We start from the raw sequence: 14,526 nt of genomic DNA on the forward strand, positions 1-14,526 counted from the left end.
CGGTTATGCCAAAAAAGCACTTTAATAATGGTTTAATATCGCCGACTATCATATTAATGTACCAATCGTTCTTTTTCCTGTTTTATTCAGATTGATGAGCTTTGCTCGCGACCGCAATGGAGGTTTTATGTCCCGCTTATTATTGGGCCTGATCGGGGCTCTGGGTTTTTCCGCCCAGGCACTGGCACTTGAAGAAACGCCACTTGAAATGACGCCGCTGGTGGATGCCCAGTGGCTAAACGAACATCTGGATCAAGAGGAACTTGTGGTAGTGGACGTGCGCTCGTCCATCGACGATGGCGGCGATGCCGAAAGCTTTGCCGAAGCCCGCATTCCGGGCAGCCGTTATTCAAGCTACACCGATGACGGTTGGCGCGAAACCCGCGACAGCGTAGCGGGATTGATGCCCGAAGTGAGCGATCTTGAAGCGCTGATTGGCGACCTGGGTATCGATAACGACAGCGCGGTGGTGATTGTGCCCGCCGGTACCGGCGCCACCGACTTCGGCAGTGCGGCGCGGGTATATTGGACGCTTAAAGTCCTCGGCCACGACGAGGTTGCCATTCTCAACGGCGGCTTTGCGGGCTGGGAGCAGCAGGGCTTCGACGTGGCAAGCGGCGAGCCTGAGCCTTATGATGCCGCCGAGTTCGATGCCACGCTTCGCAAGGAGCTGATTGCGTCAACCGAGGACGTGGAAGCTGCCCGTGAAAGCCAGGCGCAGCTGGTCGACGCCCGGCCCGCCGACTATTTCGCCGGTGATAACCAATCACCCGCGGCACGGGTGGCCGGTACGATTCCGGGCGCGCGGAGCCTGCCCCACCAGTCGCACCTGAACGACCAGAACGGCGCTTACTATCTGGACGTCGATGGGCTGCAGTCGCGCATCAATGCCGTGGAGCTGGATAGCAGCGAGCGCACGATTGCCTTCTGCAACACCGGTCACTGGGCTGCTACCGACTGGTTTGTGCTTAGCGAAGTCGCCGAATTCGACAACATCGCCATGTACGATGGCTCGATGGCCGCCTGGACCGTCAGCGATTCCCGCCCGGTGCAGCTTGCCCGCGAAGGCATCAAGCAGGTGAGAGAACTGCTGAACTAATTCAGCAAAACGACTGTTCTCATGTGAAGCATCCACACTGTGGATGCTTTGCGTAGGTGAATTCTATCTCGTAATATGGTGACTTTTGGAATTTCGTAATGAGTCTCGGTAGACCTCTACAGCATTCCCCAGAGACGGCGCTGGAAGCCGCCGTTAACGCTTTTTGGCGTTCAGGTTACCACCATACATCCATGCGTGATTTGTTGGAGGCGATGCAGCTGTCACGCAGTAGTTTGTACCAGGCGTATGGCAACAAAGAAGCCCTTTTCCTACGGGCGCTGGCGCGTTACCGCGAAGAACTGCTGGTGTCTTTGAATGCGACACTTGCTCAGGAGGCCAGTGCTTGGCAGTTTATTGAACACTTACTTCAACACATGGCTCAGCAGGCCGAGAGCGAGCAGGCGGCTTTGGGCTGCCTGATTTTTAATTCGGCCACCGAGCTTGGCAATAGCGGTTCTGCCGTGTCGGATGCTGCGGTTCAGAGCGTTCGGGCGATTACCCAGTTTTTTGTCACGGTCATTGAGCAGGCGCAGCAAGAGGGTAGTATTTCCCCAGAGCGTGATGTACAAAGTTCAGCCTATTTCTTAACGCTTTCGGTGTCGGGGTTACGCATGCTGCTAAAAAGTGGCGCTAGCCAGTGTCAAGCCGAACAATTGATTAACAATATTTTGCGTGGATTGCGCTGAGTCCAGGGTACATTCATCAGGGTGTTTTAGGCGCAATAATGGAAAATACGTTGTTATTAGGTTTTTTGGGTAGCCTTGTGGCGGGGTCGTTGACCGCCGTTGGTGCACTTCCGGTACTGTTGGGTAAAACCCCTGATCGTGGCTTCCGAGACTTAGCGCTTGGCTTTGCCGCAGGCGTGATGTTGGCAGCATCGTTCTTTTCGCTGATTATTCCGGCGCTAGAGGCGGCGGAAATTTATTACGACGGTGGTCCTGTTCCCGCCGCTATTGTTTGTACTGCTATTTTGCTGGGGATGGGCGCGATTGCGCTGTTAAACGAATACCTCCCACATGAGCATTTTGCCCAGGGCCGCGAAGGGCCGGAGGCCGCATCGCTACGCCGGGTGTGGCTATTTGTGTTTGCGATTACTATCCACAACCTGCCGGAAGGCATGGCGGTGGGCGTCGGCTTTGGGGCCAATGGGTTAGAGGACGGTATGCCCCTGGCGATTGGTATCGGCCTACAGAACATGCCAGAAGGGCTCGCTGTGGCGGTCGCCTTAATGGGTGAGGGCTACTCAAAGTGGCGCTCCTGGTCAATTGCTGCGCTAACCGGCCTCATTGAGCCCGTTGGCGGACTCTTTGGCGCCAGTATTGTCAGCGTTTCCCAAATACTGCTGCCTTGGGGCCTGGCGTTCGCCGCCGGTGCCATGCTGTATGTCATCAGCCACGAAATCATTCCCGAAACGCACCGCTGTGGGCACCAGAAAAAAGCCACCTTTGGTTTGGCGATGGGGCTGGTGATTATGCTGTTTCTTGATGTGTGGCTGGGGTAAGCAGCTCTTGCTTTTAACTATATTTAACTGCGTTTAACGCAGCACATCAGCGCCGCCGTGGGGGCCTGGGTGCTCACACAGGCGATGATCGCTCAGCACGTCGATAATATGGCACTGACCAATATTGCCTCCCGCGCACTGATTGATCATGCGCTGCAGCTCATCGCGCACTGCGGTTAGCCTCGCAATCCGTGCTTCTACCTCGGCCAGGTGATGTTTTGCCAAGGTATCGACCTCTTCGCAGGGCATAGCGGGATAATCCGCCATTTTTAAAAGCTCCCGTACCGCCTCAACCGAAAAGCCAAAATCCCGGGCATGACGAATAAACGTTAATCGACGAATAGCCGACGCCGTATAGCGACGCTGATTGCCCTCGTTGCGCGGTGCTGAAGGCAGTAGACCAATGCGCTCGTAATAACGCACCGTTTCCGGTTTACAGCCGGACTCACGTGCCAGTTCACCAATGCCAATATAGTGCTCAGTGGTGGAGAGCGCTGGGGAGAGTTTTTTCATTACTTGAACCTCTAGTCGCTATAGGTATTACGCTGCCTTTAAGATAGTTGAACTGGGAGCTTCATGCGATGAGTCATACGACAACTGTTAAAACCACACAAGACAAGCCCCCGCAAGCGACGATCACGCCCACCACCCTGCGAGTGCAGGGCATGGATTGTGGCGGCTGCGAGCGTAAAGTCGAAGCGGCGCTGAAGCGCCTAAACCATGTCGAAGAAGTCTCTGCGAGTTCTGTCAACGGCTCGGTGCGGTTGACCGCGCCGCCTGGGCAAACGCTTCCCCATTCCGAGATTGAGTCGACCATCACTGCGTTGGGTTACCAGGTGATTGATGAGTCGGCGGGCACGGCTGAAGCGACAAAACATACCCCTTGGTGGAAAACGCCTAAAGGGCGTTTAGTGCTTGTCAGTGGGGTACTGCTGGCGCTTGCTTGGGCGCTTAAATTTGCCTGGCCTAGCCTGGGTACTTGGCCGTTTGTCGCCGCGACGGTGGTTGGCCTTGTGCCGATTATCCAGCGTGCAGGGCAGGCGCTGAAGATGGGCAACCCCTTTACCATCGAAATGCTAATGAGCATCGCCGCGCTAGGGGCGCTGGCGATCAATGCCGCCGCTGAAGCCGCGGTGGTGGTGTTTCTATTTGCGGTGGGGGAGCTGCTAGAAGGGGTCGCTGCCGCTCAGGCGCGCCGCAGTATTTCGGCGCTTTCAAAGCTGACACCTTCCACCGCTTGGTTGCTGGAGCAAGGGGTAGCCCAGGAAGTCGCTGCCGCGTCTCTGGTGCCGGGGCAACGGGTGCAGGTTCGCCCCGGCGACCGGTTGCCCTGTGACGGGCAAATTATTGCCGGTCACTCCTCAATCGATGAATCGCCAGTCAATGGTGAATCGGTACCGAGTGAGCGCGGCGAAGGCGAGGGCGTATTTGCTGGCACTATTAATCTGGACGGTGTGTTAGAGGTCGAGGTCACCAAAAGCGCTGAAAACAACACCATCGCTAGGGTGATTAAGCTAGTGGAAGAGGCCCAGGCAGCGAAAGCCCCTGTGGCGCGTTTTATCGACCGCTTTGCGTTTTACTATATGCCTGCCGTGGTAGGGGTGGCTCTGCTGGTTGCTATTGCGCCGCCACTGGTATCGACGATGCTATGGTCTGAATCCATCTACCGTGCGCTAGCACTGCTTCTTATTGCCTGCCCCTGTGCCCTGGTGATTTCAACGCCAGCGGCCATTGCCGCCGGTTTATCCGTAGGCGCTCGGCACGGTTTGCTGATAAAAGGCGGCGCGGTATTAGAGCAGCTAGGTAAGCTCAAACGGGTCGCGCTGGATAAAACCGGTACACTGACCGCGGGAAAACCCACGGTAACGGATGTGGAGAGCCACCACGACAGCGCTGATGCTAGCGAGGTCTTGCGTTTAGCCGCCGCTTTAGAACAGGGGTCGAGTCATCCCCTCGCTGTGGCGATTAGCGAGCATGCCCAACAGCAGGGGGTGGCGATACCGACCGTGCAAGCCGCGCATGCGTTGGCAGGGCAGGGCGTTGCCGGACAGGTGGCAGGGCGCGATTTAATGCTGGTAAGTCCGCGCTATCTGCAACGTTTTGCTCATCAGTCCAGCCGTTGGGAGGCACGAATTGCCGCGCTGGAAAATGAGGGGAAAAGCCTCGCCGTGCTGGTCGAAAACCAGCGCCCCTTAGGGCTGATTGCCGTTCGTGATGTACCCCGCGAAGATGCGCGCCAGGGCCTGCAAGCGTTAAAACGGCTAGGGGTTCAGGCCGTGATGCTCAGCGGTGACAATGCCCGTACGGTGGCCGCTATCGGTGAGCAGCTTGGCATTGAATCAGAAGGCCAGCTAATGCCTGAAGATAAGGCGCAACGCGTGCGCGAGTGGCAGGCGCAAGGGCTTGGGCCGGTAGGCAAAGTGGGCGATGGTATTAACGATGCCCCGGCGCTTGCGGCGGCAGAGGTTGGCATTGCGATGGGCAGTGGCACGGATGTGGCATTGGAAACCGCCGACGCCGCGCTGCTTAAAAATCGGGTAGGCGGGATAGCCGAGATGATTATGCTTTCCCAGGCCACCATGCGTAACGTCAAAACCAACGTGGCGTTAGCGCTGGGCTTTAAGGCGCTATTTTTAATCTCTACGGTGCTGGGTATTACGGGCATGTGGGTGGCGGTGATGGCTGACACCGGGGCGACCGTGTTGGTCACCCTCAATGCCATGCGTTTATTGCGCTACCGTTTTTAACCGCGTAAATGATTTTAACCCTGTACGTACTCAACCAGCGCCTGGCCAAATGATTCAGTGGTACCCGTGCCACCCATATCGGGGGTGACCATATCCTGGCGAGTTTCCAGCACGGTACGAATGCCCTGGCGGATGGCGGTGCCTTTCTCTGCCATGCCGAGGTGGTCAAGCATTTGTGCCGCGGCTAGCAGGAGCGCGCAGGGGTTAGCGATGTTTTTGCCTTCGATATCCGGCGCTGAGCCGTGGACGGCTTCAAAGATCGCCGCTTTTTCACCGATGTTTGCCCCTGGGGCCAAGCCCAAACCGCCCACTAAGCCAGCGCAAAGGTCAGAGAGGATATCGCCAAACAGGTTGGTGGTGACCACCACATCAAATTGATGCGGGTTCATTACCAGCTGCATGCAGGCGTTATCGACGATCATTTCTTGGAATTCGATCTCGGGGTACTCTTTGGCTATTTCGCGTGCCACGTCCAAGAACAGCCCAGAGCTGGTTTTGATAATGTTGGCTTTGTGTACCGCGGTGACTTTTTTGCGACCGTTGTTTTTGGCCAGCTCAAAAGCGTAGCGCACAATGCGCTCAGAGCCTTTGCGGGTTACTTTGATCACCGAAATGCCGGTCTCACCGTCGTCGATCATCTCCTGACCGTCGGAAAGGTACGCGCCTTCGGTGTTTTCTCGCACCGTGATCATATCAATGTCGTCGTAGCGCGAACGTGTGCCGGGGAAACTAATCGCCGGGCGCACGTTGGCATAAAGGTCAAAGTGACGACGCAGCTGTACGTTAATCGAGGAGAATCCTTTGCCAATCGGCGTGGTCAGTGGGCCTTTCAGAGCGATGCCGTATTTCTCGATGGCATCCAACGACTCTTGAGGAATCAGCGTGCCATGCTTTTCAAGGGCGCCTAAGCCAGCATCGATGTGCTGGTAGGTTAAGCCGCAATCTAAGGCGTCGAGTACACGAAGCGTGGCCTCCATAATTTCTGGGCCGATACCGTCGCCCTTGATGACTGCAATAGATTGGCTCATGTGCTGCTCCTCTTTTTAATCGTCAGATTAGCGTCAGGCTGGGTTGGCGCCTATCTAAGTGCCGCTTCAACATGATCATTAGAACTAGAATAGGTGGTTATTTGCGGGTAATAGTACGCCAGAAGTGGGGGCAAGGTCACCCAGCCTAACGTAGCAGTTAAACCTCAGGGGTGGCGTCTAGCCTTTGAAGTTAGACGTTAGGTGCAATGCAGCAGGATTATTGCTAGGATACGGCACTTTGTCGCACCTAGCGTTCTGTAAAAGAATCTCTACCAATGACTATATCCACACAACGCTTTTCAGGGCTGATGACTCCGCCCTAGCCCTTCGCTCCCCTCTCAAGGTGCTGGCAGTGCATTCACCGTGCTGTCATCGCTTTCTGGTACTTGTTTCTAGTGCCTGTTTTTTTAGTGCCTATGTGTTTCAAGTGCCTGACTTTCTTTTCAGTGCTTAAGTTTTCAGTACCTGAATTTAGCGGCACCTAACGCTAGCTCACCATTTTTATAATAAACAGTTGATGACCCCAGCGTGCCTATGTGTTGGCGGTGCTTCCCATTGTTGGCTGCGCTGTTCGACTGCTTTTGGCCTGCTATTAACCTAAAACCGTGGACCCCTCGCATGTACGAAAAGTTTAAACAATCCTGGCTCTCCAACCTCAAGGGCGACACCCTGGCGGGGATTGTCGTGGCGCTAGCGCTCATCCCCGAGGCCATCGCGTTCTCAATTATTGCCGGTGTTGACCCCAAGGTTGGCCTTTATGCCTCGTTTGCTATCTGTGTGATTGTCGCCTTTACCGGCGGCCGCTCCGGCATGATTTCAGCGGCAACCGGCGCCATGGCGCTACTGATGATCACCCTGGTCAAAGAGCACGGCTTAGAGTACCTGCTGGCCGCGACCCTGCTGACCGGTATGCTGCAGATTGCGGCAGGTTATCTAAAGCTTGCCGAGCTGATGCGCTTTGTGTCGCGCTCGGTGGTAACAGGCTTCGTCAACGCGCTGGCCATCCTGATCTTTATGGCCCAGTTGCCCGAACTGACTGACGTCACTTGGCACGTTTACGCCATGACAATTGCAGGCTTAGCCATCATTTACGGCTTCCCCTATGTGCCGGTAGTTGGTAAAGCTATCCCTTCGCCACTGGTATGTATTGTCGTACTTACCGCCGTGTATTTGCTGACCGGCATGGATATTCGCAGCGTTGGTGATATGGGCGAGCTGCCCGATAGCCTGCCGATTTTCTTATGGCCCGATGTACCGCTGAACGTTGAAACCCTGATGATCATACTGCCCTATTCGTTAATGTTAACGGTGGTGGGCCTGCTTGAATCAATGATGACAGCAACAATCATTGATGACTTAACCGACACCAAAAGTGATAAAAACCGCGAGTGTAAAGGCCAGGGTATTGCCAATATTGGCGCGGGTTTGATTGGTGGTATGGCGGGTTGCGCCATGATTGGCCAATCGGTGATCAATATTAAATCCGGTGGTCGTCGTCGTACCTCGACGTTAATTGCCGGTATCGGACTGCTGCTGATGGTGGTCTTCCTGGCCGATTGGGTATCCCAGATCCCCATGGCCGCGCTGGTGGCGGTAATGATTATGGTCTCTATCGGTACCTTTAGCTGGGAGTCGATTCGCGATCTGAAAAAGCACCCCATGAGCACCAATATTGTCATGGTGACCACTGTTATCGTAACGGTAGGTACCCACAATCTGGCGATTGGCGTATTCGTTGGTGTGCTGTTAGCGGCGATGTTCTTTGCCAACAAAGTCGGCAACATTATGTATATCGGCTCTAAAGAAATCGAACCGGGTAAAGAGCGTGAATATGAAGTCGTTGGTCAGGTGTTCTTTGCTTCCTCCGAGCGCTTTATCGACGCCTTCGACTTTAAAGAGAGTATCGATAAAGTCACCATCAACCTCTCCCGGGCGCACTTCTGGGATATTACCGCCGTGCAGGCGCTGGATCGCGTGGTGATTAAATTCCGCCGTGAAGGTACCGAGGTAGAGATGGCGGGCTTGAGCGAAGCCAGCGCGACGGTGGTGGATCGCTACGCGGTACACAACGACCCTGAAGCGGTTGAAAAACTGATGGGCGGCCACTAAACCAACGCATGGAGAGCGATATGACAGATCAAGTATTAGCCGCTATTGACGGCTCCCAGTTTTCTGAAGGCGTCTGCGATTACGCCGCCTGGGCAAGCTTGGCCATGGATGCACCGTTAACCTTTGTGCATGTGGTCGACAATCATTCAGGCGTACCCGAAGAGCAGAACCTTTCCGGCAACCTGCGTTTCGGTGCCCGCGAAAGGCTGATGAAAGAACTTTCCGAGCTCGATGAGCAGCGCGCTAAGGTGAATCGTGAGCACGGCAAGCTGATGCTGGAAGCGGCTAAAGAACGCGCGATTGAGGATGGGGTCAGCGACCCCGTTATCCGCCAGCGCAATGGCACCCTGGTAGAGAGCCTGTTAGAGCTGGAAAAAGAGATGCGTTTGCTGGTGGTGGGTAAGCGCGGTGAAATCGCTCACCAGGCCACCGGTCACTTAGGTTCTAACCTTGAGCGGGTGGTGCGTGAACTGCATCGCCCGATCTTGATGGTGCCGAAAACCTTCAAGCGCCCTGAAAAGATCCTGATGGCCTTTGACGGCAGCAAAACTGCCCGTAAAGGCGTTGAAATGCTGGCACGTTCACCGCTTTTTGCAGGCACCGAGTGCCATGTGCTGATCGTGGGTGCGGAAACGGCTGAACGCCGTTCCGAGCTTGAGTGGGCGTTAAGCACGTTGCGTGAAGCGGGTCACCAGGCTGAAGGCGCTATACGTGCTGGCGAGGTAGATGAAGCCCTACAAGCCTACGAAAAAGAGCACAGCATAGACCTGCTGGTGATGGGCGCTTACGGGCACTCGCGTATTCGCCACTTGCTGGTCGGTAGCACAACCACGGCTATGCTACGTGGTAGCAAGGTTCCCGTTTTAATATTGCGCTAGCAAGCACTTTAAAGTCGGCCCCCTTAAAGCCAGGGGGTCGGCTTTTTTGGTGTCTTATGCTTTTAAAAAGCTCCATAAAATAATGCTCATATGCCAATGGGGTTCTACGCTGGTAGAAAGGTTGCTAACTATTCATTAACGGGAATAGCCAGAGGAGACTGTCATGAATATGCCCACCTTTGAGAGAACCTCTATTTGTTTCGATGAAACCTCGCCCTCCCATCGTTTTGTCGCTGACTTGTTAGCCCAGGCCGATATCCAGCTTGACGGTGATCGCCCCTGGGATTTGCAGTTGAAAGCACCAAACGTGATCGATAACGCTCTGTCGCGAGGAAATTTAGGCCTGGGTGAGGGCTATATGAACGGCGACTGGGACGCTGAGCGCCTAGATGCGCTGTTTTATCGCTTAATGCGCGCCCAGTTAGGGCGGCGTATTAAACCGACTCAGTTGATTTATCACTCCCTACGGTCTCGCCTGTTGAACCGTCAAACGGCTAAGCGGGCTTGGGAAGTAGGCGAAAAGCATTACGACCTTGGCAATGATTTCTACGCTGCCATGCTCGATCAACGTATGACGTATACCTGCGGCTACTGGAAAAATGCCCAAACGCTGGATGAAGCCCAGGAGGCCAAGCTCGACTTAATTTGCCGGAAACTACAGTTAGAACCCGGCATGCGGGTATTGGACATTGGCTGCGGCTGGGGCAGCTTTATGGCTTATGCCGCCGAGCATTACGGTGTCGAGTGCGTGGGTCTGACGATTTCTAAAGAGCAGGCTGAGTTCGGTCAACGATTGCTTAAACGTGGCTTGCCAGTTGAGTTTCGCTTGGAAGATTATCGCGATGAAACCGAACAGTTTGATCGTATTGTCAGCATTGGCATGTTTGAACACGTGGGGCATAAAAACTACCGTGAGTACATGAACGTCGCCCACCGCTGTTTGAAAGACGATGGCCTGTTTTTACTGCACACCATTGGCAAAAATATAGCGAATACGGCCACCGATCCCTGGATCGATAAGTATATTTTTCCCAATGGCGAATTGCCCACCTTAGGGCAAGTCGCCGATGCCGCAGAGGCGCTGTTCGTGGTTGAGGACGTGCATAATTTTGGCGCTGATTACGATCGTACATTAATGGCGTGGCACGATAACTTTGAGAGGCACTGGCCAACATTTGAAAGCCAGTATGGCGAGCGTTTCTATCGTATGTGGCGCTATTACCTGCTCAGCTGTGCGGGTGCTTTTCGCGCTAGGGAAATACAGCTATGGCAATTCGTGCTGAGCAAGCCGGGTATTGTCGGGGGGTATGCACGAGTGACCTGAAGCCGAGGCTTAGGCTTGTATTTGCTTCTTAGCTATCCGCTGGCCGCAAAGCGCTGCGGCTAGCCAAAGCGGCACGCTGGTCGCCACGTAGAGGAAAGCCAGCGCAAAGTGGTCTTCTTGGAATAGATGTAAAGTTTCCAGACTAAACAGTGAAAAGGTGGTGAAACCGCCGCAAAAGCCGGCTACCAGCAATGGCTGCAAGCGTACTAAATGTCCCTGGGCATAGTGGGCGCCCAGGGTTGCCAGCCAGCCAATCAGACAAGAGCCCAGCACATTAACCAGCAGTGTGCCCCAGGGAAAGTAGCTGCCCAGGGCTGCCAACATGCCTAGCGATACCCAATAGCGTAACGCGCTGCCCAAGCCGCTGCCCAGGCCCACGGCCAGGTAGGGTAACCAGGCACTCATAAATGCTCTCCTAACCACCAACCCAGGCTCACCAAGGCGAGCCCGAGTAAACAGGTGCCGAGTACATTAGCAATCGCGCGCTGCGGATAGCCGCTTTGCCAAAGCGCCAGAGTTTGTAAGCTGAACGAGGAGACGGTGGTGTAGCCGCCGAGGGCGCCCACGACCGCTAGTAGCCAGAATGAGGTGGGGGCCTGGCCGCTGGGCAGGCCCATTATGCCGAGTAGCCATCCCGCGGCGAATGCCCCGCTGATATTGACAGCGAAGGTGCCCCAGGGGAAATGAGTGCCAAATCGCCTCGCCAATATATTAGACACAGCGAACCGGCCCATGCCGCCGATAGCCCCGCCCAGTGCCACTAGCAAAACGCTTGCCACACCGCTTCCCATAACACCGTACTCCTATGCGTGTGTTCCTACCCAGATGACATTCAGACACAAAAGTACGATGACGGCAAAGCGGCGCGGCTCTGCAGCGTATCGAGCACAAGGCATTTGGCGAATGTATCGAATGCGGTGAGTGGATGGGTGCTAAGCGCCTTGAGTGGGATCCCGTTGTGCTCAAGTGTATTGATTGTGCGGCGTCACCCACTCTCTGGGAGCAATGGCTAGCTCAGCGCATCTGCCTGCTGCTGAAGCGACGTCGCCGCGGTGGTTTTAGCGGCAAGATTGATACCCGACAGCAACGCTTTGAGCGAGGCGCTGACAGTGTCGCTATCCTCGGCAACCGCGCAGAGCCGCTGGCCATCGATATACAACTGCACAAAGGCAATCGCATTGGCCTCACTGCTGGCACCGAGGGAGTGCTCGCTGTAATCGATAATACCCACGCTGCTGCCGGAATGACGCCGCCACGCCTCGGTAAACGCCGACATCGCGCCGTTGCCCTGGCCAGAGAGGCGTAGCGTTTCGTCACCCTGTTGCAGCGTAACCTCAATGCCTTCCTGCTGACCTTTGGAAAGCCGGTAGTCGACAAGCGCCAGCGGGGCTTCTTGTGTGAAATGATTGAACATGACCTGGCGTATCATTTCGCTGGAGAGTTCGCCAGCACGTTTTTCGCTTTCCTGCTGCACGTAAGGCGCCAAGGCCAGCAGCATCCAACGCGGCAGGTTAATGCCGTAATCCCGCTCAAGCAGGAAAGCCATACCGCCCTTGCCAGACTGGCTATTGACGCGAATTACCGCCTGATAGTCGCGGCCGATATCGTGGGGGTCGATAGGCAGATAAGCCACTTGCCACGGCTCGTCGGGCTTTTGATGCTTAAGGGATTTACGAATCGCATCCTGGTGACTGCCCGAAAAAGCGGTGTAGACCATCTCGCCCACCCAAGGGTGGCGCGGGTGCATGGCGATGCCGGTACACTCGTTGACCACCTGAATGATTTCATCCGGATTGGAGAGATCCAGTTGAGGGTCAATGCCCTGACTGTAGAGATTCATCGCCAGGGTGACGATGTCCATATTGCCGGTGCGCTCGCCATTGCCTAGCAGGGTGCCTTCTACCCGCTCGGCGCCAGCCAGCAGGGCGAGTTCAGCAGAGGCCACAGCGCCACCGCGGTCATTGTGGGTGTGCACCGAGATAATCAAGCTGTCACGGCGGCTGATGTGCTGGCAGAAGTACTCAATCTGATCGGCGTGATGGTGCGGCCCAGCCACTTCCACCGTGGTGGGTAAGTTGAGAATGCATTTATTCTCCGGCGTTGGCTGCCATACATCCATCACCGCTTCACAGATCTCCAGCGAAAAATCGATCTCGGTGCTGGAAAAGCTTTCCGGGGTGTACTCGAAACACCATTCAATGTCGGGGTATTGGTCGGCGTAGGTTTTGACCCAGGTGGCCCCCTGCACCGCGATATCGACAATGCCCGCGCGATCCATCTCAAACACCCGCTCGCGCTGGGTAGTGGAGGTGGAATTATACAAGTGAACAATGGCGCGCTTGGCGCCGACCAGCGAGGCAAAGGTCTTTTCAATCAGGTGTTCACGGCACTGCACCAGCACCGCAATGGTGACGTCATCGGGAATTTGATTTTCTTCGATCAGCCAGCGCACGAAGTCGTAGTCGGGCTGGCTGGCCGAAGGAAAGCCTACCATGACTTCTTTAATACCTACTTTGACGATCTGCTGCCAGAAGCGTTGTTTTTGCTCAACGGTCATCGGCTCAAGCAGCGCCTGATTGCCGTCGCGAAGGTCTTCGCTCACCCAGATCGGCGCGTGATCTAGATCACGATCCGGCCATTGGCGATTGAAGGCAGGTACGCGGGGCGCAGGGCGATATTTGCGATGATCGAAAGCTGACATAGCGGTGTTCCTAAAGTAGTGGTCGTCACAGTGTTGTAAATAGCGGCTGCTTGTGGCGGCCGTACTGCTGATTCGCTGCTTTTGACAGTTTAAACAGTGTAAGGGATTTGCCACGCTAGGTTCTTGCGAAGATACATAGGATAGAGTGATAATTGGCAGGGTATGGCTTTTATATAAAATATTTTAGCAGGAGCTGCTTTTTATGGCCGTAAACCCGCTTTTATTGGATCGTTTTGATCGCCATATCCTAGATATCGTGCAGCTAGAAGGGCGTATCAGTAACCAGGAATTGGCTGATCGTATCGGCCTTTCACCTTCGCCCTGTTTGCGCCGGGTGCGGGCCCTGGAAGAGCACGGCCTCATACTGCGCTACCGCGCGGAAGTCGATTCCCGCCAACTGGGCTATCAGTTAATGGCGCTGCTGCATATTTCCATGGATCAGCATACGCCGGAGCGCTTCGATAATTTTGAGCGCCATATTCGTGAGATACCCAATGTCATCGAATGCCTGATCATTACCGGTCAGGCGGCGGATTTTCAGCTCAAGATTCTGGTGCGCGATATGGATGACTACCAGCATCTTTTGCTGCACGTGATTAACCGCATTGAGGGCGTGACGGGTGCGCATACCAGCTTTGTGCTGCGGCGGGTGTTTGAGCATCGACCTGTGCCCACTGACCGAGTTTGATTAACCCGATATAGTCAGTCACAAGGATATAGTCAGTCACAAGCTCGTCGGTTTAGACTGTTTTTTCAATCTAATGAGGAGTTGCCACTATGATGATTCAGCGCCACGATACGAAAGCGCGAATGAGCCGTGCGGTTATCCATCAAGGGGTGGCTTATCTATGTGGGCAAGTAGCTGGCCCAGAGGCGCGGGACGGTAATATCACGGTACAAACGGAGAGCATGCTGGCGCGGGTTGATGCGTTGTTAAAAGAGGTTGATTCGAGCCGCGAACAGCTGCTTAGCGCGACTATTTATCTCAAAGAAGGCAGCGACGTTGCCGCTATGAATGAGGTGTGGGATGCCTGGATGCCGTCAGGCTACGCACCGGCGCGCACTTGCGTTTGCGCACCCCTGCCCGCCGATGAGCTGAAAGTGGAAATTACCGTCACCGCCGCGGTGAGCAACTAATC

General features: G+C 55.0%; 14 protein-coding genes. 9 read left to right on the top strand and 5 right to left on the bottom strand.

Translation table 11 applies throughout. The features are described from left to right. Nucleotides 1-127: 127 nt before the first annotated feature. The 3 genes from RZA33_RS01275 (at nt 128) to RZA33_RS01285 (ending at nt 2,600) form a co-directional block, all read left to right on the top strand. Nucleotides 128-1,099 (top strand): sulfurtransferase, encoded by a 972-nt coding sequence (locus tag RZA33_RS01275; protein ID WP_317506031.1) that lies wholly within the window; start codon nt 128-130, stop codon nt 1,097-1,099. Between the two features lie 98 nt (nt 1,100-1,197). Continuing rightward, the gene (locus RZA33_RS01280; protein ID WP_317506032.1) at nt 1,198-1,785 is read left to right on the top strand and encodes a TetR/AcrR family transcriptional regulator; all 588 of its coding nucleotides are present in this window, start codon (nt 1,198-1,200) and stop codon (nt 1,783-1,785) included. A 38-nt stretch (nt 1,786-1,823) separates the two neighbouring features. Next, nucleotides 1,824-2,600 carry a ZIP family metal transporter gene (locus tag RZA33_RS01285; protein ID WP_317506033.1) on the top strand — a complete coding sequence of 259 codons (777 nt, stop codon included), beginning with the start codon at nt 1,824-1,826 and terminating at the stop codon, nt 2,598-2,600. A 33-nt stretch (nt 2,601-2,633) separates the two neighbouring features. On the opposite strand, the gene RZA33_RS01290 is transcribed toward RZA33_RS01285, so the two are convergent. Beyond that, on the bottom strand, nt 2,634-3,113 hold the full coding sequence (locus RZA33_RS01290) for a helix-turn-helix domain-containing protein (protein WP_317506034.1): 480 nt from the start codon (nt 3,111-3,113) through the stop codon (nt 2,634-2,636). Nucleotides 3,114-3,181: 68 nt separating this feature from the next. On the opposite strand from RZA33_RS01290, the gene RZA33_RS01295 reads away from it, so the two are divergent. Further along, a complete protein-coding gene (locus tag RZA33_RS01295) occupies nt 3,182-5,347 on the top strand; it encodes a heavy metal translocating P-type ATPase (protein WP_317506035.1) in 2,166 nt (721 codons plus the stop codon). Nucleotides 5,348-5,361: 14 nt separating this feature from the next. On the opposite strand, the gene RZA33_RS01300 is transcribed toward RZA33_RS01295, so the two are convergent. Beyond that, a complete protein-coding gene (locus RZA33_RS01300; RefSeq protein ID WP_317506036.1) occupies nt 5,362-6,375 on the bottom strand; it encodes an isocitrate dehydrogenase in 1,014 nt (337 codons plus the stop codon). Nucleotides 6,376-6,993: 618 nt separating this feature from the next. Here RZA33_RS01300 and RZA33_RS01305 point away from each other — a divergent pair. The 3 genes from RZA33_RS01305 to cfa all read left to right on the top strand — a co-directional run bounded on the left by RZA33_RS01305 (nt 6,994) and on the right by cfa (nt 10,686). Beyond that, nucleotides 6,994-8,484: a SulP family inorganic anion transporter gene (locus RZA33_RS01305; protein WP_317506037.1), complete on the top strand. Its 1,491-nt coding sequence runs from the start codon at nt 6,994-6,996 to the stop codon at nt 8,482-8,484. A gap of 20 nt (nt 8,485-8,504) precedes the next feature. Continuing rightward, nucleotides 8,505-9,362, top strand: a complete 858-nt coding sequence (locus RZA33_RS01310; protein WP_317506038.1) for a universal stress protein — start codon at nt 8,505-8,507, stop codon at nt 9,360-9,362. A 163-nt stretch (nt 9,363-9,525) separates the two neighbouring features. Next, nucleotides 9,526-10,686, top strand: a complete 1,161-nt coding sequence (gene cfa / locus RZA33_RS01315) for a cyclopropane fatty acyl phospholipid synthase (RefSeq protein WP_317506039.1) — start codon at nt 9,526-9,528, stop codon at nt 10,684-10,686. A gap of 9 nt (nt 10,687-10,695) precedes the next feature. Here the strand turns inward: cfa and crcB (RZA33_RS01320) are convergent, their stop codons facing one another. From crcB (RZA33_RS01320) to RZA33_RS01330, 3 genes are all read right to left on the bottom strand, one after another. After that, nucleotides 10,696-11,091 (bottom strand): fluoride efflux transporter CrcB, encoded by a 396-nt coding sequence (crcB, locus tag RZA33_RS01320; RefSeq protein ID WP_317506040.1) that lies wholly within the window; start codon nt 11,089-11,091, stop codon nt 10,696-10,698. After that, nucleotides 11,088-11,477, bottom strand: a complete 390-nt coding sequence (gene crcB, locus RZA33_RS01325; RefSeq protein WP_317506041.1) for a fluoride efflux transporter CrcB — start codon at nt 11,475-11,477, stop codon at nt 11,088-11,090. Before crcB (RZA33_RS01325) ends, crcB (RZA33_RS01320) begins: the two co-directional genes overlap by 4 nt. A gap of 218 nt (nt 11,478-11,695) precedes the next feature. Beyond that, complete coding sequence (locus RZA33_RS01330) at nt 11,696-13,387, bottom strand: 2-isopropylmalate synthase (RefSeq protein WP_317506042.1); 1,692 nt, start codon at nt 13,385-13,387, stop codon at nt 11,696-11,698. 202 nt (nt 13,388-13,589) lie between these two features. Between RZA33_RS01330 and RZA33_RS01335 the strand changes: the two genes are divergently transcribed. After that, the gene (locus RZA33_RS01335; RefSeq protein ID WP_317506043.1) at nt 13,590-14,075 is read left to right on the top strand and encodes an Lrp/AsnC family transcriptional regulator; all 486 of its coding nucleotides are present in this window, start codon (nt 13,590-13,592) and stop codon (nt 14,073-14,075) included. 89 nt (nt 14,076-14,164) lie between these two features. Further along, complete coding sequence (locus RZA33_RS01340) at nt 14,165-14,524, top strand: RidA family protein (protein ID WP_317506044.1); 360 nt, start codon at nt 14,165-14,167, stop codon at nt 14,522-14,524. Nucleotides 14,525-14,526: the final 2 nt, after the last annotated feature.

The organism is Halovibrio sp. HP20-59 (assembly GCF_033052795.2).
In the GTDB taxonomy this organism is placed as follows: Bacteria; Pseudomonadota; Gammaproteobacteria; order Pseudomonadales; family Halomonadaceae; genus Vreelandella.

Coding starts and splice junctions, on each gene's coding strand:
- RZA33_RS01275 (WP_317506031.1), top strand. CDS start 128: ATGTCCCGCTTATTATTGGGCCTGATCGGGGCTCTGGGTTTTTCCGCC.
- RZA33_RS01280 (WP_317506032.1), top strand. CDS start 1,198: ATGAGTCTCGGTAGACCTCTACAGCATTCCCCAGAGACGGCGCTGGAA.
- RZA33_RS01285 (WP_317506033.1), top strand. CDS start 1,824: ATGGAAAATACGTTGTTATTAGGTTTTTTGGGTAGCCTTGTGGCGGGG.
- RZA33_RS01290 (WP_317506034.1), bottom strand. CDS start 3,113: ATGAAAAAACTCTCCCCAGCGCTCTCCACCACTGAGCACTATATTGGC.
- RZA33_RS01295 (WP_317506035.1), top strand. CDS start 3,182: ATGAGTCATACGACAACTGTTAAAACCACACAAGACAAGCCCCCGCAA.
- RZA33_RS01300 (WP_317506036.1), bottom strand. CDS start 6,375: ATGAGCCAATCTATTGCAGTCATCAAGGGCGACGGTATCGGCCCAGAA.
- RZA33_RS01305 (WP_317506037.1), top strand. CDS start 6,994: ATGTACGAAAAGTTTAAACAATCCTGGCTCTCCAACCTCAAGGGCGAC.
- RZA33_RS01310 (WP_317506038.1), top strand. CDS start 8,505: ATGACAGATCAAGTATTAGCCGCTATTGACGGCTCCCAGTTTTCTGAA.
- cfa (WP_317506039.1), top strand. CDS start 9,526: ATGAATATGCCCACCTTTGAGAGAACCTCTATTTGTTTCGATGAAACC.
- crcB (WP_317506040.1), bottom strand. CDS start 11,091: ATGAGTGCCTGGTTACCCTACCTGGCCGTGGGCCTGGGCAGCGGCTTG.
- crcB (WP_317506041.1), bottom strand. CDS start 11,477: ATGGGAAGCGGTGTGGCAAGCGTTTTGCTAGTGGCACTGGGCGGGGCT.
- RZA33_RS01330 (WP_317506042.1), bottom strand. CDS start 13,387: ATGTCAGCTTTCGATCATCGCAAATATCGCCCTGCGCCCCGCGTACCT.
- RZA33_RS01335 (WP_317506043.1), top strand. CDS start 13,590: ATGGCCGTAAACCCGCTTTTATTGGATCGTTTTGATCGCCATATCCTA.
- RZA33_RS01340 (WP_317506044.1), top strand. CDS start 14,165: ATGATGATTCAGCGCCACGATACGAAAGCGCGAATGAGCCGTGCGGTT.